This window comes from Micromonospora sp. URMC 106 (genome assembly GCF_051386395.1).
Lineage (GTDB): Bacteria > Actinomycetota > Actinomycetes > Mycobacteriales > Micromonosporaceae > Micromonospora.
On sequence record NZ_JBPQTP010000017.1, the window covers coordinates 61,742 to 80,760 of the forward strand.

A 19,019-nucleotide genomic window follows, 5' to 3' on the forward strand; every position below is an offset into this window, starting at 1 on the left:
CGCAGCCCCACCCGCGGGGAAGGGCTCTTTGCACGACGTGACTGGAGGAAGCATGACGGACGCGCCGCCGCGTGGGCTTGAGGAGAGGCTGCGGGACACCCGCGCGAGACTCGAGGGCGACGTCGATCTCTGGGTCGCGACGTCGGGCTCCCCGGGTGGCGTCCACCTCATCCCGCTGTCGTACCTGTGGGACGGGACCGCGTTCCTCATCTCGACGCCGCGTGCCTCCATCACGGGCCGCAACCTGCTGGCGGACGGCCGGGTGCGACTCAGCCTCGGACCGACCCGCGACGTCGTCATCGTCGACGGCACCGCCGAGCCGGTGGACGTCGCCGACCTCGGCCCGGACACGGGCGACGCGTTCGCGGCCAGGACCGGGTTCGACCCGCGCGAACTCGACGAGCCCTACCAGTACTTCCTGATCCGGCCGTGGCGCGTCCAGGCCTGGCGGGAGGCGAACGAGATGCGGGGACGCGTCCTCATGCGCGACGGCCGCTGGCTCGGCTGATCGCCGCGGGGCGCCCGGCTCGCGCGGTGGCGTCGACGGCGATGAGGGCAGCGCGGGCATGACCCGCCTCGGACAGGTCGACGAGGCAAAGCGAACCTCGTCGACCTTTCCGGAGCGGTCATGCCCGCCCCGCCACGTCCCGCGCGGGCGGGTCTACCCCCACCAGGCCGGGTGCCCGTCGCGGCTCTGCCGCAGCCCGGCGGTCACGCCGCTAGCCGTCACCCCGCTCGCCACCCTGCCCCTCGCTGGTGCACCGATTCCAGGTCGCGGTTGGTCTCGCGCATGATGTCGGTCATCGCATGGTAGGGCTGATCCTGCTGGTTGATCAGGCCCATGTTGAACGCCTCGGTGGAGCCGGGTTTCCGCGTGACCGCCTGGTCGTAGTGGACGAACCACGCCGATCCGACGAACACGGGGCTGGCGGCCTGTGCCCGCACGAAGTCCCGGAACTTCTCGCCCCGGTTGGCGATGCTGGTCGCGGTGATGGTCGGGTTGTGGGAGGTGAGCCCGCGATCGGGATGGCAGAAGGAGAACTCCAGGTTGATGATCGGTTTGTCGTGGACGCCGTACTGGCGCAGGTAGTCGGCGTTGTCTGAGTACCAGTCGAACGAGATCGCGTCGAGGTAGTCGACGCCGCCCACGTTCCACTCCGGGCTGGTCCGCCAGGTGGGTACGAGGCACGATCCGAGGAAGAGATGGTGCGGGTCGTGGCGCTGGATGGCGTCGCGCACCTTGCGGTAGTAGGTCTTGGACGCCTGCGTGATGAAGGCCTTGACGTCCCTGTCCGGCACCCGGTCGACGTCGATGACCACGTCGGCCAGCGCCCGGAACGACTGGGCCGCGGTGCCCAGCATGGCGTTGACGCGCGCCAGGTCGTCGTCGTACGTCGCCGCCAGGTACCGCGTGAACGCCTGCTTGGCGGCAAGCGACGAGTCGAGCCGCAGCACGGCCGCCACCACGTCCCGGTTCCACCCCCGCTCGTTCTCGAAGAAGTAGCCGATGAGCCAGGGATCGTTGCGGAACTTGGCCAGGCCGAAGGCGTCGAAGGCGCGGTCGAGCTTGGCGGAGAACTCAGGGTCGAAGGGATCGATGCCCCACAGCACCTTGACCACGTCGGACGGTGTGGGTGCCCGCTCGATGTAGGGCATGACGATCGACGCGTCGCGGCGCCACTTGCCCTGCGCGTTGAAACCCCAGTCGATCATGCGCCGCCGGGTGATGTCCCGCCACTTCGCCTTGTAGTCGTCGCCGTACTTGCGCATCAGGTTGGCCTTGACGAAGTTGACGGTGTGCAGCCCGTTCTCGACGACGGCGTACGCGGAGGCGAAGCGGCCCCGGTCGGGCAGTTCGTCGAACACGTCGCGCAGGCTTCCGTCGGCGTTGCGGTAGAGCGTGCCGTAGCCCCATTCCTCCTCGGACAGCGCGTCGACGGCCTTGAGGAAGAACAGGTGACCATCGGGAGTCACGAACCACCACCGGCCGTCGACCTTCTGCAGCCGGAAGTAGCCCGTCGCGCCGTGCCTGCCGAGCTGCCGCAGGCCGCCGTAGCGGTCGTACCTGGACAGGTCGAACTCGACGCCGGCCAGCCTGGCTTCCTCCCGCGCCGCCTCCGCCCGCAACTGCGCGTCCGAGGTGACCTTGCCGGGCCAGGTCTGGTACAGGTACTGCCCGTAGCGGTCGACCAGCCGCGTGTAACGGGACAGCTCCTGCCGCATGCCGTCGATGCTCGCCGCCGGAGCCGGATTCTGGCCCGGCTCGCCCGGGCCGAGCACCAGCTGGATCTCGTTGAGCGGGATGTGCAGCCCCTGGTTGTTGCGGAGCAACTCGATCCGCAGGAATCGCGCGGTCGTGCCGCTCATCGGCACGGTGAGCTGGTAGTCCAGCTCGGTGCGGGCACGGGTCGCGCGGGCCGCGATGCGGTAGGTGGCGCTGGCTTCGGGCCGGTAGGTGACCGTGATCTCGTCGAATCCCCACAGGTCGTTCGGCGCGGTACTGAGGACCTTGATCTGATCCAGCGGGTAGTCGTTGAGCAGGTCGAAGACCATGGAGACGGTCTTCGGCGCGGTGGCGCCTCCGCGCCAGCCGACAACTCCCGTGGCGTCGCGGTCGAACAGTGCCCCGCGCGAGAACGGAATGAGTTCACCCGAGCGGTCGACAGGCGTGCCGTCGTCGGGAGCGACCGCGAAGTAGTAGTTGCCCTCGCCGAACGACTCCGTCCCGGCGGCCAGGGCAGAGCCTGCCCCCGGGAAGGCGGCGGCCGCGGCCACCACGGGGACCCCGGCGATGAGTGTGCGTCTTGAGATCACGGCTTTTCCCTCTCCTTGCTGCCAGGTTGTCTTCCTGAAGTGCTTCCGCGCGGCCTCGGGTTGCCGTGGCTGCTCACTCATACCGGTCGAGGTTGCCGCACATGCCGAGTGCCACCCGCGCGGGCGTCGTGACGACCTCGGCCTCCCGCAGATGGCTCACATCACCGCGGCGCAACCGGTCGAGGCGGTGTCCGGTCAGCTCGGCGGCGGCCAGCGCGCCGCCGCGCCACCGGCTCTCGAAGTCGTCGAGCAGCGGCGCGACCAGACCGGCGGCGGCCCGGTGAAACTCGGCCAGAGCCGCCTGGCCGCCGCCGCGCAGCAGCCGAAACCCTTCGAGGGCGAGATCGCGCCGGTGCCGGGCCTGCTCCGGCGTGCCGGCCCGCGCCGCCTGGCGGTACGCCCCGGGGTCGGCCAGGATCGCCGGCGGGAAGGTCAGCACCGCGTCGCCGGCCTCCGGAAGGCCACTGTTCGCCATGATCACGACCAGGCGCAGCGTGCCGTCGCCGTTGACCAGCCGGTGGACCGTACCGGGGCCGAAGTGCAGCAACGTCCCCGGTGACAGGGGCGTCTCCCTAAAGCCGGTCCAGGTCAGCGTCTGCACCGCCCCGGTGCCGCCGGTGACGAAGTACGCCTCCGCGCAGGCGAGGTGCATGTGCGGGGTGCCGCCGCAGAGCCCGTCCGCGGCGGGCCAGTCGTAGACGCGCAGCGCCGAGACGCCCACGCCGCCCGGCAGGCTCCCGGTCACGGCAGCTCCGCCAGGCACGACTCGATCCGCTCGCGGTCCCACGCGCCGTCGGCCACCACGATCCGGTAGGCCAGCGACAGGGTCTCGTCGGGGGCCAGCGTGACCTCCTCGAAGAAGGCCAGCGACGGGTTGACCGCCGGGAACGGTGTGGTCCGCACGAACCAGGTGGTGCCGGGCGCGGCGACGAACAGCAGGGTGGAGCAGCGGTCGACCTCGTCGTGGCGGCCCGCGTACGCCAGCCACGCCGACTGTTCGCCCATGAGCCGCGGGCCGGACCGGTCGGCGTCGGCGAGCACCTCCCCGTCGGTGAAGGCGCGCGGGCCGCGCCAGAACAGGCCGCTGTAACCGGCCATCGGCCGACCGTGCGTGGTCGGGCTGCCGAACCGCAGCGCCCCGGTGTGCACGTTGCGAATGTCGGTGTGGAACGACATCAGCCAGGCGCTGGCGTCGAGTTGGCGTACGGCGATCTCGCGCCGCTCGTCGACCCAGTGCTCGCCGGCCTGAGTGTGCCAGGCCAACGTCTCGGTGAACCCGTCCGGGCCCAGCGCACTGAAGCCGGTGTGCCGCATGGTGCCGTTGTTGGGCAGGTCGACGTAGCCGTCCGGGTGCACGTAGCTGCCGCCGCCCCAGAAGTTCTCGCCGGACAGGTGCGACACGGTCATCTGGATGCCCTTGTGCCAGCGATGGTCGTGCGGCCGGTAGGCGGTGACCACGTCCGACGCCAGCGTCCGGATCGGATGGAAGTACGGCTTGGGTGACTCGCTGACCGGCGTGTCCGGCCGGTACACGTAGCGGAACACCTCGACGCCCGACAGTTCGGCGATCAGTTCCGTGCCGGTGTCCTTCACAGCGTCGTGCCTCCGTTGAGCCGGTGGTAGAAGGGATGGTCGCGGCCGAGGTCCGCGCGGCGTACCGCCTCGCCGGTGAACGCCGCGGCGTAGAGGCCGGTGACAAGCTCGAGGGCCTGCCGGCCCGCGTGGCCGCTGACCGGCGGTCGTTCGCCGCGCTCCAGGCTGTCGAGCAGCCGGGCGAGCTGGGCGCTGTGCGAACTGGGCTCGTCGTCCTCGGGCTGCCACAGCTGCGGCGGCGTGCAGCTCCAGTCGGCGTTGCGGTAGCCGTACAGGTGGCGTAGTTCGACCGTGGCCCGGCTGAAGTCGAAGCGCAGGTAGCTCTCCTCGCGCCGCGACAGCACGCTGTTGACGACGGACGCCATGGCGCCGCCGGCGAAGCGGACGACCGCCACGGACACGTCCTCGGTCTGCACCGGGCGTTCGAGTCGGCCGGCCATGGCGCGGATCTCGGTCCAGTCGCCGAGCACGGAGAGCATCAGGTCCATCTGGTGGATGCCGTGTCCCATGGTCGGCCCGCCGCCCTCGGTGTCCCACCGCCCGCGCCACGGCACGTCGTAGTACGCCTGGTCGCGGAACCAGGCGGTCACGCACTGGGCCACCAGCGGCCGGCCGAGCGTGCCGTCGGCGACGAGCCGGCGCAGGTGCCGGGCGCCGGAGCCGAACCGGTGCTGGAACACCACGCTGGCGTACGGGCCGTTCGCGCCCTCCGCGGCGGTGATCGCGTCGTACTCGGCCAGAGAGAGGCAGACGGGCTTCTCGCACCACACCGACACGCCGGCGCGCAGGCACGTGGTGACCTGCTCGACGTGCGCCGACGGCGGGGTGCACAGGTGCACCAGGTCCGGCTGCTCGGCGCGCAGCATCTCGCCCAGGTCGGCGTAGCTGGCGGGGATCTCGTGCTCGTGGCAGAAGCGTTTGACCCGGTCCTGGTCGACGTCGACGGCGGCGACGACCCGCGCGCGTCGGGCCTCGGCGCGCAGGGCGGGGATGTGGCAGCTGGCGGCGATGCCGCCGGTGCCGACGATGGCTACTCGGATCATGGTCAACTCCGTGGAAACGGGGTGGGCAGCGCCGGCACGCGCACCGCGAGGTCACCCCACCGCCAGTGGTGCTCGACCTCGCCGCGCGCGTGCAGCAACTCGTGGGGGGCGGGGGTGGAGCCGGCGGGCACCAGCTCGATCGCGAAGCCGGCGTGCAGGGTGGCGGTGTGCAAGTCGACCTGGCGGGCTTCGCCGCGGTGCAGCACCGCCTCGACCCGGGCCTCGCCGTCGCGGTTGTCGACCTGCCAGGTGACCTCGTCACCGAGGAAGGTGGCGGCGACGGTGTGCACGACGGCGCTCCACCCTCCGGCGGCCAGCACGAAGCGGCCGCCGCCGAGGTCGGCCCCGTGGACGCCCCGGCCGCGCAGACAGATCGCCAACCGCAGGTCGTTGAGGGTGAAGATGCTGCCGGCGGGCTTGTCCAGTGCGGGGTGGAAGTCGCCGGAGTCGTAGCTGAGCCACCACGCCGACAGCACCCGCGGGCCGTCCTGGGCCTGGCGGCACCAGGCCGCGCTCAGGTCGTGCCCGTCCAGCAGCATCCGGGCACGCAGCAGCACCGCGGGGTCCTCGCTGGTGCGCCAGTAGCCGAGCAGGGGGCGGCGCTGGGTCCAGGCGAACTCCTCGTCGGCCGAGCCGAGGCAGGCGTCGTCGGTCAGCCAGGTGACGCCGCCGGTCTGCTCGTTGAAGCGGGTGCGCAGCTGCGTCGGTGCTGCGGGCAGGGCGTGGAAACGCGGCGCGACGTCGGCCGGGCACGGCAGTGGCGGCACCAGGTCGGTGGCTGGCCTGCCGGCCTGCCGGGTGCGGGCGGTGATGGCCGCGCCGGTGCGCGCGGCGAGGTAGTCGACCAGGTCGGGCTGCAGCCAGTCGTGGTAGGCGCGGCTCATCGGACCGGCGAGCTGCCCGGTGCCGGGGTGGAACCGCTCGGCCAGCGCCGCCCAGGTGAGCGCTCGCAGCCGCTCGGCCAGGTCGCGGCACTCCCGGTCGGCCACGATCAGCGCGGCGCGTTCTAGTTCCTCGATTACCACGCGGTGGTAGGCGGGCGAGTTGTACTCGGTGAACCCGCCGGTCCGCTCCCGCAGCGTCAGCACGGCGGCCAGCCGGGCGCGACCGTACTCGAGCAGCAGTGGCAGGTCGAGCAGCTCGCCGGCGGCGGCGCAGGTGACCGCGCCCATGACGGCGATGTTGGTGTAGCCGGCGTCGACGTTGCGGCGGAAGATCGCCATCGCCGCGTGCCGCAGCGCCGCGCGTACCCGCGCCGCCAGCGCCGGTTGCAACTGCCCACCGTGTACGGCGAGCACCTGCGCCAGCCGGACGCCGATGAAGTCGGCCCAGTTCCAGTCGGCCGGCTGCATCTGTTGCGGCGGCTCCTCCAGGAACCAGCCCCAGATGCCGTAGTGATCGGCGAGCGGATCGGTCACCTGCAGGTCGAGCAGCGCGTCGAGCACCTGGTGGGCCCGGGCCACCCGGTCGGTGGCGCCGTGCCGCAGCAGGGCCAGCGCGTAGTCCGCGGCCTCCCGGGTCTGGTGTGCGCGGGCGCCTTCGGGCACGCGGGTGTGGTAGCCGGGGCCGCTCGCGTGGCACCACGGCATGCGAGCGTGCGGGTCGTAGCGGGCGTCCAGGTCGGCCAGGTGGTCGGCGGTCATCGGCGCGCCCGCTCCTCGTTGACGCAGCGCAGCACCGGGTAGGCGGTGAGTGCCGCGGCGTCCAGCCGGCGGTCGCTGCCGACCCGGATGGTCACGCTCTCGCCGGGCAGCAGCGTGGTCAGCATGTCGTCGACGGTGGCGTCCGGGTCCAGCCGGTCCGGGAAGAGCGCCAACTCGCGCACGATGGTGTGGGCGGTGACCGTCACGTCGTAGCCGCCGGTCACCGGGGTGACCGTGGCGTGGAACTCGGCCGGCGGGTAGTCGGCGTCGGTGTCCTCGGCGAACATCCGCACCGCCCGGGCCTCGCCGAGCTGGGCCAGCAGCAGTTCGCCCGCGGCGTGCGCGGGCGTGTACACGGTGTGCGGCAGCTCGACCGCGAGGTTGCCCCGCGCCGGGACGGTGACGTCGACGCTCTCCTTCGCCAGGGGTGTGCCGGTCAGGCTGAGTCGGCTGACCGTCAGCTGCCCCTGCCACGGTTCGGCGCTGTCGTTGAGCGCGGACACCACCAGCGCGCCGTCGCGCGGCTGGATGGTGAGCAGGCGGTCGGCGAAGGCCCGGCGCAGCGCGTACCACAGCGGCTTGCGGCGCCCGTCCCCGTCGATCGCCGCCCAGGAGATCACCGGCCAGCAGTCGTTGAGCTGCCAGACGATGGCGCCGCTGCAGTACGGCGCGAGTGACCGGAAGTGCTCGATGCCGAACGTGACCGCCCGGGCCTGGTTGAGCTGGGTGAGGTAGTGCCAGTCGTCGAACGACTCCGGGACCGGCAGATGTTCACCCAGGCCGCGACGCAGCTTCGCGTCGCCGTCGACGGCCTTCTGATGGTGCAGCAGCGCGGGGGAGTCCGGGGCGAGCGGGCCGGTGATGGCTCGGCGCAGCGTCGAGAAGGTCGCCGGGCCCTGGAAGCCGAACTCGGCGACGAACCGTGGCCGCCACCGGGCGTACGCCGTGTAGTCGATCTCGTTCCACACGTCCCAGACGTGCACGGTGCCGCGCGTCGGATCGTTGGGGTGGATCGCCGGGTCACCCGAGTACGGCGTGCCCGGCCAGTACGGCCGCGACGCGTCCAGTTCGGACACGACCGTCGGCAACAGGTCCAGGTAGTAGCCGGCGCCCCAGGTCCGCCCGCCCAGCGGTTGCTGCCAACCCCAGTCGGCGTGGCCGAGGAAGTTCTCGTTGTTGCCCAGCCACATGACCAGGCTCGGATGGGGGGTCAGCCGCGCCACCTGCTCGCGCGCCTCGGCGCGTACCTCGCCGGTCAGCGGCTCGTCCTCGGGATAGGCGGCGCAGGCGAACAGGAAGTCCTGCAGCACCAGCAGCCCGCGTCGGTCGGCGGCCTCGTAGAAGTCGCGGCTCTCGTACAACCCGCCGCCCCAGACCCGCAGCAGGTTGATGTTGGCGGCGCACGCCTGGTCGAGCCGTTCGGCGATGCGGTCCGGGGTAAGCCGGGCCGGGAAGCAGTCGTCCGGTATCCAGTTGGTGCCCTTGACCAGCACCGGCACGTCGTTGACCAGCAGCGTGAAGCGGGCGCCGTCCTCGTCGGGCGAGGTGTCCAGCGCGACCGAGCGGAACCCGACGTCGCGTCGCCACACCTCGCCGGTGTCCGCGAGGGTGACGGTCAGCGGGTAGAGCGGTTGGTCGCCGTAGCCGCGCGGCCACCACCGGGCCGGCCGCGTCACCCGCAGGGTCAGCACCCCTTCGGTGACGCCGGGAGGAAGCGTGAGCTCGCCGGAGACGTCCGCGACCGTGGCGGTCACGGTCAGCGGCGCCTCGCCGGCCCGCTGCACGGTGACGTGCACGCGCACGTCGGCGTCGGCGCCGTCGAAGGTGATGATCGGGCGTACCTGCGCCAGCCGCGCGGTGCTCCACGAGTGCACCCCGATCGGGCGCCAGATGCCGGCCGTCACCAGCGTCGGTCCCCAGTCCCAGCCGAAGTTGCAGGCCATCTTGCGGATGAACTGGTACGGCTGCGGGTACGGTCCGGGCCGATCACCCATCCGTTCGCGGTTGGCCTCGGCGTACGCGTACGCGGAGTCGAACGTGATCGCCAGGGTGTTGTCGCCTTCGCGCAGCACCGAACCGATCGGAAAGCGGTACGAGCGGTGCATGTTGGCGCTCGTGCCGACCTCGACGCCGTTGAGCCGCACCGTGGCGACCGTGTCCAACCCCTCGCAGCACAGGTCGACGCGCTGCGATCCGTCGTCGGACCAGTCGAAGGTCGTCTCGTAGCGCCACGTCTCGTGCCCGATCCAGGCCAGCCGCCGCTCGTTGTCGTCGCGGTAGGGATCGTCGATCAGGCCCGCGGCCAGCAGATCCGTGTGCACGCAGCCGGGCACGGACGCCGGCACGGCGCTGATGTCACGACCCGACGACGTTGCCGTGACGGTCCAGCCCTCGTGCAGCGGATGGTACGCGCTCACCGGATCTCCCTACCTGACGGAGCAACTTAAGCGAATAAGTCCCGAAGCTTAAGGACGCGTTTCGCGGGTGTCAACGCCCTTGTCGAGACGGCGTTTAAGCGACGTGAAGCCTACTTAGGCGCTTCACCTTGACCCTTGACATGCCGAATGTGTTAATCGATAGTGACGCTCACGTGAAGGACCACCTGCCCCGAACGGAGCCCCCGATGCGCAAGCAACTCCCGGGTCTCCTCGCCGGTTGCGTGAGCATGACGCTCGTGCTCGCCACCGCCGCAGGATGCTCGTCGAACGACTCCGGCGAGACCGGAGGCAAGATAAAGATCACCGTCGGTGACATGCCGCCGACCACCCAGCAGAACGTGCGCCAGGACTTCCTCGACCGGGTGGCCGAGTTCGAATCGGCCAACCCGGGCATCGACATCGAACCCAGCGAGTCGAAATGGGAGGCGAAGACGTTCGCCGCCCGGCTCGCCGGCGGCCAACTCGAGACGGTCCTGCAGGTACCGCTGACCGAGCCGGCCGGCCTGATCAAGCGCGGCCAGATCGCCGACATCACCACCGAGGCGCAGGCCCTGCCCAACGCGTCGGCCTTCGACAAGCGGGCGCTGGCTCCGGCCACCGGCCAGGACGGCCACGTCTACGGCCTGCCGACGAGCCAGTTCGCGCTGGGCCTGGTCTACAACCGCCAACTGTTCCGCAAGGCCGGCCTCGACCCGCAACGGCCGCCGAGCACCTGGGACGAGGTGCGCACCGCCGCGAAGGCGATCTCCAGCGCCACCGGCGTACCCGGATTCGCCATGCCGGCCACCAACAACACCGGCGGCTGGATCTTCACCGCCATGACCTACACCTGGGGCGGCCGCCTCGAACAGGACAGCGGCGGCAAGCACGTCGCCACGCTCGAGACCGCGCAGGCCCGCTCCGTGCTGGAGCTGCTGCGGGCGATGCGCTGGCAGGACAACGCCATCGGCACGCAGCACCTGCGCAACGCCGCCGAGATCGCCAAGGACTTCGCCGCCGGCAAGGTCGGCATGATGATCGCCACGCCCAGCTCGTACACCGAATTCGCGACGCAGTTCGGCGGCACGGCCGAGGCGTTCGGCATGGGCGCGCTGCCCAGCGGTGGCACGGCGGCCACCCTGCTCGGCGGCAAGGTGGCCGTGGTCAACCCCAAGGCGACCAAGGCCGAACGGGAAGCAGCGGTCAAGTGGATCGACTTCTACCACCTCCGGCCGCGCTACGACACCGCGTTCGCCGAGCAGGTCGCCGCCGCCAAGGCCAAGGACAACGTCCCGGTCGGCTTCCCGTACGTCTCGCTCTACGGCCCGGCCATCGCGGGCCCCGTCCTGACGGCCGAGCGCAAGCACGCCAACGTCCCCGTGGCCAACTTCGCGCCCTACGAGTCCGGCGTCGCCAACCAGGAGTTCGTCACCGAGCCACCGGTGGCCGGCCAGGAGCTCTATGCCGCGCTCGACACCGCCCTGCAGGCGGTGCTCACCCGGCAGAACGCCGACCCGAACGACGAACTGCGTAAGGCGCAGGCGAAGGTCGCGCCGGCGCTGGAGCGCGCACAGCAGTGAACCGATGACCGCGCAGACACACCAGACGCACACGGCGGAAGGGTCGCCGGCACCGGCGACTCTCCCGCCGCGCCCGTCAAGGGCCGCACGACCGGGCCGGCGCCGCGGCGCCGGCTGGTCCGGGTGGGCGTTCCTGACGCCCACGCTGGTGGTGTTCGGCCTCTTCGCCTGGTGGCCGATCGCCCGCAGCCTGCTGCTGAGCTTCCAGCAGACCAACCTGGTCGACCCCGCCGAGTGGGTCGGACTGGACAACTTCACGAAACTGTTCGACGACCCACTGCTGTGGATCACACTGCGCAACACCACCTGGTTCGTGGTGCTGGCGCTGATCATGGGCTTCCCGCTGCCGGTGCTGCTGGCGGTGGTGATGTCGGAAGTGCGCCGCTTCGGTGGGCTGTTCCGTGTCCTGGTCTACCTGCCCGTGGTGATGCCGCCGGTGGTCGCCGTGCTGATGTGGAAGTGGTTCTACGACTCGGACTTCGGTCTGTTCAACGAACTGCTCGGCACGGTGGGGCTGGGCCCGTACCCGTGGCTGCAGGACACCACCACCGCCATGCCCAGCCTGGTGCTCGAGGCAACCTGGGCGAGCGCCGGCTCCACGGTGCTGATCTACCTGGCCGCCCTGGCCTCCGTGCCGACGGAACTCTACGAGGCCGCCGAGCTCGACGGCGCCTCGATCCTGCGCCGGGTGTGGCACGTGACGCTGCCGCACCTGCGCGGCGTGCTGCTGGTGATGCTGCTGTTGCAGATCATCGGCACGTTCCGCGTGTTCACCGAGCCGTTCGTGCTCACCGACGGCGGGCCGGAGGACTCGACCGTGTCGGTGCTCCTGCTGATCTACCGGTACGCCTTCATCTACGGCGACTACGGCGCGGCCGCGGCGCTCGGGGTGCTGCTGGCCGTCCTGCTCGGCGTGCTGTCGGCGATCTATCTGCGGCTGACCAGGAGGTGGGCTGAGTCATGAGCGAGCGAATCGGTCAGCTCAGGGAGGCGACGCCATGAGCAGGGTTGACGAGCACGAGGGCGGCCGGGGGATCGTCTCGACCAACGACCGGCGCCGCCCGGCGGTGCGCTGGCCGCTGCGGCTGGTGCAGGGTCTGCTGCTGGCGGCGACGCTGGTGGTCGGCCTCGGGCCGATCCTGTGGACCGCCAAGGCGGCCCTGTCGCCGACACAGGACCTGCTGGTCGAACCGCTGCGCCTGTGGCCGTCACAGGTGCAATGGGAGAACCTGACCACCGCCTGGACCGAGCTGCGCGTCGGACACTACCTGCTCAACACCGTGGTGCTGGTCGGCGGTTCGTGGGCGGTGCAGCTCGTCGTCGCCACGACCGGAGCGTTCGCCCTGTCGGTACTGCGGCCACGCTACGGCCGGATCGTGTACGCGGGGATCCTCGCGACGCTGTTCGTGCCGGGCACGGTCTCGCTGGTCGCCCTCTACATGACCGTGCTGGACCTGTCGTTGGTGAACACGCCGTGGGCGGTGTGGCTGCCGGCCGGCGCGCACGCCTTCAACGTGCTGATCATGAAGCAGTTCTTCGACGGCCTACCGCGCGAGCTGTACGAGGCGGCCCAGGTCGACGGCGCCGGCCCGTGGCGGTTGTGCTGGCGAATCGTGTTGCCGATGTCCCGGCCGATCCTGGCGGTGGTGTCACTGCTGGCCATCATGGACGCCTGGAAGGACTTCCTCTGGCCCATGATCGCCATCGCGGACACTGAGGCGCAGCCGCTGGCGGTGGCCCTGCCCCGGCTGGCGGAGACAGCCGAGCAGAATCAGGTCATCGCCGGAATGCTGGTCGCCATCGTGCCCCCGGTGCTGCTGTTCCTGGTGTTCCAGCGGCATATGGTTCGTGGCATAAGTTTCACCGGACTCAAAGGGTGATCCAGGTGACATATCCGGTACATCAACCGATGAGCAGGAAGCGCCGATGAGAAGGCCGACCATAGCGGACATCGCCCGCCGCGCGGGGGTGTCCCAGGGCGCGGTGTCGTACGCGCTCAACGGGCGGCCCGGCGTGTCCGAAGCCACCCGGACCCGCATCCTGAAGGTCGCCGACGAACTCGGCTGGCGCCCCAGCGTGGCGGCCCGCGCGCTGACCGGCGCCCGCGCCGGCGCCATCGGGCTCGTGCTGACCCGGCCGCCGAGCATACTGGGCGTCGAGCCGTTCTTCATGGAGCTGTTCAGCGGGGTCGAGGGGGCACTCAAGCCCCGATCCTGCGCGCTGATGCTGCAGATGGCCGACGACGAGGACGCCGAGATCGAGGTCTACCGGCGCTGGTGGGCCGAGAGCCGAATCGACGGCGCCATCATCGTCGAGATACGCGAACCGGACCGCCGGATCCCCGTGCTCGAATCGCTGGGCATGCCCGCCGTCGTCATCGGCGGCCCACCCGACCTCGGCGCGCTCGCCTCGGTCCGCACCGACGAGAGCGCCCCCGTGCACGAGACGGTGGAGTACCTCGCCGCTCTCGGGCACCGACGGATCAGCCGGGTCGCCGGGCTGCCCGACCTGGTGCACACCAAGGTCCGGGACCGGGCGTTCGCCGACGCCTGCAACCGGCTCCACCTCTCCGGCTGCACCACCGTGCACACCGACTACACCGGCGAGGAGGGCGCCTGGGCCACCCGCAAGCTGCTCAGCTCCGCCCAGCGACCCACCGCGATCATCTACGACAACGACATCATGGCCGTGGCCGGACTCTCCGTGGCACAGGAGATGGCGCTGAAGGTGCCGGACGACCTGTCGCTGGTCGCCTGGGACGACTCGCAACTGGCCCAGGTGGTCCGGCCGGCCCTCACCGCCGTGCGCCGGGACGTGCCCGCGCTGGGCGCCATCGCCGCGCGCATGCTGCTCGCGCTCATCCACGGCGAGGAACTGCGCCACACCGAGGTGGAGCCCGCCCGGCTCACCTCGCGCGGCAGCACCGGACCGCCGCCGCGGACCTGAGAGGCAAACGAAGGGGCGGCACCGCGCGGTGCCGCCCCTTCGCCGTGCTGCCCGGCAGTCACCCGGTCACGCGCCGGGCACCCAGACCGTGATCGGCCGGGTCCGGGCCGCGCTGCCGTCGCGCGCACGGGTGACCTCCAGCACGACCGTCACCCTGGTACGCCGGCTGGCCGGCGTGACCGATCCGTCGATGCCGACGATGCCCGGGTGGCTGGACGAGACGATCCCCAGCCGGAACGCCTGCGGCACCGCCGGAAGAGACAGCCGGGTCTCGCCCCGATCCACCCTGTCGAGCCGGGTGATGCTGCCGGCCAACATCTGCGCGGTCAGGTCGCTGGTGCCGTGATAGTGCACCAGCTCCAGCGTCAGGTTGGTGTCCCGCATGATGTCCGTCATCTCGCCGTACGGCTGATCCTGCTGGTTGAGCAAGCCGAAGTTGTAACTCTCGCCGTCGCCGGGCCGGCCGGTGACCGCCTGGTCGTAGTACACGAACCACCCCGACCCGACGAACACCGGGCTCTTGGCCTGCGCCTGCAGGAAGGCACGGTACTTGTGGCCGCGCTCGGCGACGCTCCCCGCCCGCACCGAGGCGTTGATGGCGCGCAGCCCCCTGTCCGAGGTGTTGAACGAGTACTCCAGGTTGAGCACCGGCTTGTCCAACGCCTCGTACTCGGCCAGGTAGGCCGCACTGTCGCTGTAGACATCCAACGACACGGCGTCGAGTTGGTCGATACCGCCCACGTTCCAGTCCAGACTGCTGTGCCAGGTCGGCACCAGGGCCGAGCCGAGGAACAGGTGGTTCGGGTCCTGCTTGACGATCGCCGCGCGAACCGCCGTGTAGTAGGTGCGCGACGCCAGCCGGACGTACCCCCGCACGTCGTCGGACGGCACCCGCGCCACGTCGATCGGCGTGGCGACCAGCGCCTCGAAGGACCCGGCGTCGGTGCCGAGCAACGCGTTGACCCGCGCCAGGTCATGCCCGTACGCCCCGGCCAGGTAGTCGACGAAAGCCCGCTTCGCCGGCAGGCTGCCGTCGCGCCGCAGCACCTCCTTGACGACCTCGGTGTTCCAGCCGCGCTCGTTGTCGAAGAAGTAGCCGATCAGCCACGGGTCGTGCCTGAGTGCCCTGATGTCGGTGTGGCGGTCGAGCTTCGCCCCGAACCGCGGGTCGAACGGGTCGATCGCCCACAACACCCGGACGGCATCCGGCGGCGCCGTCACCTGGGAGATGTACGGCATGCGCAGCCCCGGGTCGCGAGCCCACTTGCTCAGACCGTTGAAGCCCCAGTCCAGCAGCCGCCGGCCGGTGACCTCGCGCCAGTCCTGCCGCCACTCGTCCCCGTACTTCGCCATCAGGTTCGCCTTGACGAAGCTGACCGTGTGCCCGCGGTCGGTCACGGCGTACGCGTCCGGATAGAGCTGCGGGTCCGGCAGGCCGTCGAAGACGTCGCGCGCGCTGCCGTCCGCGTTCCGGTAGAGGGTGCCGTAACCCCACTCGTCGTGCGAGACCGAGTCGACGCCCTTGAGCAGGAACAGGTGACCATCGGGCGTGACGAACCACCAGCGCCCGTCGACCTTGCGCAGCCGGAAGTACCCCTCCGCCGGCTGCTTGGGCAGGGACTTCACGCCGCCGTACCGGTCGTGCACGGCTCGGTCCGCGGTCACGTCCTTCAGCCGGCTCCACTCCTGCCGGTGCTCCTGCCGCAGTTGCCCCGCCGAGGTCACCTTGCCGGGCCAGTCCTGGTAGAGGTACTGCCCGAACCGGTCCACCATCCGGGTGTGGCGGCCCAGTTCCCGCTGCAACTGGGCAGCCCCGTACGGCGGGGCGGGGTCCTGCCCGACGGGACCGTCGCCGACCGCGAACTCCACCTCGGACAGCGGGATGTGCAGGTACTGGTTCACCCGGCTGACCTCGATCCGCACGAACCGCGCGACCTGATCGGACATCGGCACCTCGAGCGTGTAGCTCAACTCGGTGCGCGCCCGCACCCCTCGGCTGGCCACCCGGTAGGTCTCGCTGCTCTCCGGCCGGTACGTCACAGTGATCTCGTCGAAACCCCAGAACTGGTTGGGCGCGTTGCCGACGATCCTTATCCGGTCGAGCGGATGGTCGCGCAGCAGGTCGAACACCAGCGCGACGCTCTTCGGTGCGTCGGCCCGTCCGCGCCAGCCGACGTTGCGGGTCACGTCCCGGTTGAACAGCTCCCCGTAGCCGAACGGCACGACGCCGCCGACGGAGTCCGGCACGCCGTCGTCCGGCGTGACCCCGAAGTAGTAGTTGCCGACGTCGACCATGCCGGGGCGGGGGACCTGCTTCGTCGGCTTCGCCAACTCGGCCCGCAGTTGCTCCGCGCTCAGCGGTGGGCCCGGGTTGCCCCCGGGCGGGTCGCCGGCGGGATGCACGGCGATCTCATTCAGCACCATGTGCTGGTATTCGTGCAGACGCGTGATAGTGACGACGACGAAGCGGGCGGTGTGCCCGTTCATCGGCACCGCGAGCGTGTTGCTCAGCGCCGTGCCCGCCGGCAGTGGACTGGCCGTGCCGTACCACGGCCGCGCGGCGAGCGACGTGTAGTCCGCCTCGCCCTCCGCGCGGGCGCGAACGCCGATGCTCTTGATGCCGTAGTACGCGTTGGGTGCGTTGCTGACCAGCCTCAGGTGCTCTAGGGGGTGGTCACGCAGCAGATCCAGCACCACCGAGACCTGCTTGTACTTCGCCACCCCGTCGCCCACCCACTGGGCCCGCGTGGTGGTCTGGGTGTCGGCGAGCGCGCCGGTGCCGAACGGCAGCAACCCGGTCTGGCCGGCATCGGTGCCAGCGCCGGCGTTGGGCGCCTGATCGTAGGCGTAGTTGCCGGCCGTGACGGCCGGCAGCGGCTCGGCCACCGCAGGCGTCACGTCTAGTAGGGAGACGGCGAGGACCGCCGCCGTCAACGCCTCGAGGCGTCGCCAAACAGGCAGCATTGATGAACCCCTTCAGGTGTGATCGTCTGGCGCACGCGCGCCCCGTGAGGGCTTCGGAAGAAACCCGCCGTGCGCTGATGGTGGGGTAGGGGAGTGTGCTCCTTGATGGGATACATTCGCGAAACAAAAGATCCAAGTCAATGCTCGACGGAGCTTAATACTTAAGCGCTACAGCGGCGTTCGTCGAACGGCGGTTGCGCCTCGTTCAGGCGGTACCCGACGCCGATCACCGCCTGCCGGCGCGAAATTCGGGTGTGCGGGGCCGGTGGGTGGTGTGTGATCGCCCGATGGCGGTCGAGATGGGTGGGCCCGGCGTCGACGGGCTCGGTGACGTGGTGCGGGTGTTGCGGCGATGGCAGCACGCCGCGGGGCCCGTGCAGCTGCATCCGGGGGACCTGGGGTGGTTCTGGCGGTTCGGCGCGCAGCGGACAGCGCAGGCGACGCGGACCTGGAGCCGGGCTGGGGAGGTTCTGGCGGTCGGGCTGCTGGATGGCGCGCAGTTGCTACGGATCGGGTTCGCGCCGCAGGCGTTGCGGGACGAGGAGTTGGCGCGGCAGGTGGTCGAGGACGTCTCGGCACCCGAGCGTGGCGTGCTGCCCGAAGGCACGGCGTACGTCGAGGCGCCGACGGGTGCGCTGCTGCAGGGTCTGTTGGCCGAGGCCGGCTGGCACAGCGACGAGGCGTGGACGCCGCTTCGGCGTGACCTCGGCGCGCCCGTGCCGGATCCCGGCGTTCGGGTCGACGTGATCGGCCCGGAACAGGCGCACGAGTGGGCCGCGGTCGTGCGGGCGTCGTTCGACGGGTCGACGTTCACCGACGAGCGCTGGCACGCGATGGCGGCAGGTGCGCCGTACGTCGACGCGCGGTGCCTGGTCGTGCGCGACGAGCGGGGCGAGGCGGTGGCGGCCGTGGCGGTGTGGTCGGCGGGCGACGGCAGGCTGGGGCTGATCGAGCCGATGGGGGTGCACCGGGCACACCGCGGTCACGGCTACGGCCGAGCGATCACGCTCGCCGCGGCGCGCGCACTCCGGGAGTTGGGTTCGTCCAGCGTGGTCGTGTGCACCCCGAGCGCCAACGTCGGCGCGGTCGCCACCTACCAGTCGGCCGGTCTCGAGCAGTTGCCGGAGCGACGGGACATGCACCGCAGGGCCAGTCCCGACATTCGATAATGTACATTATGTCAAGTAGCTCGGATCGGGCCCTCCCTCACACCGGTCCGCCGGCAGGTCGGCGAGCCGCTCCAGGTGCGCCTGCACCAGCGCGACCCGCAGCTCCACCGGGCCCGGCGGCACGGCGATGAGCTGGTGGCCGTGCGCCCGGTAGACCTCTTCGTGTACGCGGGCGAACGCCAGCGACTCCGCGTAGCCGATGCTTCGTACGGCGGTGCGCCGCACGAAGCCCAGCGGTTCGACGAGGAACGCCGGGCGCTGGTAGGCGCCCGTCCGTAGCGCCCGCGTGATCTCGGCGGCGAGCACCGCCCCGACCGGGCGGCCCAGGTACCGCGCGAGCGCCAGGGTGCACAGCGGAGCCCGGTCGTGGATCTGCGGGCCGGGCGTGCGGGCCTCCTCCCGGCGTCGCCGCTGCAGGCTCGCCACGGCGTCGAGGAAACCCGGCCCGCGCCAGGGTTCGGCGACGCCGCGCGCCTGCTCCGCTGCGATGACGTCGGTGGCGGCTTCCGCGACGACGCTCCACCCGCGACGGCGCAGCGCGTGGGCCAGGGTCGTCTTCCCCGCCCCGGGCGCACCGGTCAGCACGTACCGTCGCACGGTCTCCCCCTCTCCCGCCGTTGCCGGCGAACACGAAATTCATGCATAATAGTCCTTATGCATGACAAAAAGGACGAATCGGTAGAGCGTCTGATCGAGGAGTTCCTGACCGCCCGCGCCACCCGCAAGCCCTCCCCCCACACGCTGGAGGCGTACCGGCGGGACCTGCGCACCGTCGCCGCGCTGGCGGCCGAGGAAACCACCCCTCCCCTCCCCCTCGACGAGCTGCCCGTCGCCGCCCACACACCCCGGG

Annotated in this window: 14 protein-coding genes and 1 pseudogene; 7 read left to right on the forward strand and 8 right to left on the reverse strand. The window is 71.0% G+C overall.

Annotation, left to right across the window (positions count from 1 at the left end; all coding sequences use genetic code 11):
* Positions 1-52 precede the first annotated feature (52 nt).
* Positions 53-508, forward strand: coding sequence for a pyridoxamine 5'-phosphate oxidase family protein (locus ACSNOB_RS08650; protein ID WP_436686051.1), 456 nt, complete (start codon positions 53-55; stop codon positions 506-508).
* A gap of 218 nt (positions 509-726) precedes the next feature.
* Here the strand turns inward: ACSNOB_RS08650 and ACSNOB_RS08655 are convergent, their stop codons facing one another.
* The 6 genes from ACSNOB_RS08655 to ACSNOB_RS08680 form a co-directional block, all read right to left on the reverse strand.
* Positions 727-2,814, reverse strand: coding sequence for a hypothetical protein (locus ACSNOB_RS08655; protein ID WP_436686052.1), 2,088 nt, complete (start codon positions 2,812-2,814; stop codon positions 727-729).
* Positions 2,815-2,887: 73 nt separating this feature from the next.
* Complete coding sequence (locus ACSNOB_RS08660) at positions 2,888-3,559, reverse strand: cupin domain-containing protein (RefSeq protein WP_436686053.1); 672 nt, start codon at positions 3,557-3,559, stop codon at positions 2,888-2,890.
* Positions 3,556-4,407 carry a PmoA family protein gene (locus ACSNOB_RS08665; RefSeq protein WP_436686054.1) on the reverse strand — a complete coding sequence of 284 codons (852 nt, stop codon included), beginning with the start codon at positions 4,405-4,407 and terminating at the stop codon, positions 3,556-3,558. Before ACSNOB_RS08665 ends, ACSNOB_RS08660 begins: the two co-directional genes overlap by 4 nt.
* The gene (locus ACSNOB_RS08670) at positions 4,404-5,450 is read right to left on the reverse strand and encodes a Gfo/Idh/MocA family protein (protein WP_436686055.1); all 1,047 of its coding nucleotides are present in this window, start codon (positions 5,448-5,450) and stop codon (positions 4,404-4,406) included. Before ACSNOB_RS08670 ends, ACSNOB_RS08665 begins: the two co-directional genes overlap by 4 nt.
* A 2-nt stretch (positions 5,451-5,452) precedes the next feature.
* Positions 5,453-7,093, reverse strand: coding sequence for a hypothetical protein (locus tag ACSNOB_RS08675; RefSeq protein ID WP_436686056.1), 1,641 nt, complete (start codon positions 7,091-7,093; stop codon positions 5,453-5,455).
* Positions 7,090-9,510, reverse strand: coding sequence for a glycoside hydrolase family 2 protein (locus tag ACSNOB_RS08680; protein WP_436686057.1), 2,421 nt, complete (start codon positions 9,508-9,510; stop codon positions 7,090-7,092). Before ACSNOB_RS08680 ends, ACSNOB_RS08675 begins: the two co-directional genes overlap by 4 nt.
* A gap of 206 nt (positions 9,511-9,716) precedes the next feature.
* On the opposite strand from ACSNOB_RS08680, the gene ACSNOB_RS08685 reads away from it, so the two are divergent.
* From ACSNOB_RS08685 to ACSNOB_RS08700, 4 genes are all read left to right on the forward strand, one after another.
* Positions 9,717-11,090: an ABC transporter substrate-binding protein gene (locus ACSNOB_RS08685; protein WP_436686058.1), complete on the forward strand. Its 1,374-nt coding sequence runs from the start codon at positions 9,717-9,719 to the stop codon at positions 11,088-11,090.
* Positions 11,091-11,238: 148 nt separating this feature from the next.
* On the forward strand, positions 11,239-12,054 hold the full coding sequence (locus ACSNOB_RS08690) for a carbohydrate ABC transporter permease (RefSeq protein WP_436686059.1): 816 nt from the start codon (positions 11,239-11,241) through the stop codon (positions 12,052-12,054).
* Between the two features lie 34 nt (positions 12,055-12,088).
* Positions 12,089-12,970: a carbohydrate ABC transporter permease gene (locus ACSNOB_RS08695; protein ID WP_436686060.1), complete on the forward strand. Its 882-nt coding sequence runs from the start codon at positions 12,089-12,091 to the stop codon at positions 12,968-12,970.
* 46 nt (positions 12,971-13,016) lie between these two features.
* Complete coding sequence (locus ACSNOB_RS08700) at positions 13,017-14,036, forward strand: LacI family DNA-binding transcriptional regulator (RefSeq protein WP_436686061.1); 1,020 nt, start codon at positions 13,017-13,019, stop codon at positions 14,034-14,036.
* A 66-nt stretch (positions 14,037-14,102) separates the two neighbouring features.
* Here ACSNOB_RS08700 and ACSNOB_RS08705 read toward each other — a convergent pair whose 3' ends face one another.
* Entirely contained in the window at positions 14,103-17,000 is a 2,898-nt protein-coding gene (locus ACSNOB_RS08705) for a hypothetical protein (protein ID WP_436686062.1), read from the reverse strand.
* A gap of 287 nt (positions 17,001-17,287) precedes the next feature.
* Between ACSNOB_RS08705 and ACSNOB_RS08710 the strand changes: the two genes are divergently transcribed.
* On the forward strand, positions 17,288-18,169 hold the full coding sequence (locus tag ACSNOB_RS08710; protein WP_436686063.1) for a GNAT family N-acetyltransferase: 882 nt from the start codon (positions 17,288-17,290) through the stop codon (positions 18,167-18,169).
* Between the two features lie 6 nt (positions 18,170-18,175).
* Here ACSNOB_RS08710 and ACSNOB_RS08715 read toward each other — a convergent pair whose 3' ends face one another.
* Positions 18,176-18,766, reverse strand: coding sequence for an AAA family ATPase (locus tag ACSNOB_RS08715; RefSeq protein ID WP_436686064.1), 591 nt, complete (start codon positions 18,764-18,766; stop codon positions 18,176-18,178).
* 57 nt (positions 18,767-18,823) lie between these two features.
* Between ACSNOB_RS08715 and ACSNOB_RS08720 the strand changes: the two are divergent.
* Positions 18,824-19,019 (forward strand): annotated as a pseudogene (locus ACSNOB_RS08720) (tyrosine-type recombinase/integrase); the annotation flags it as partial.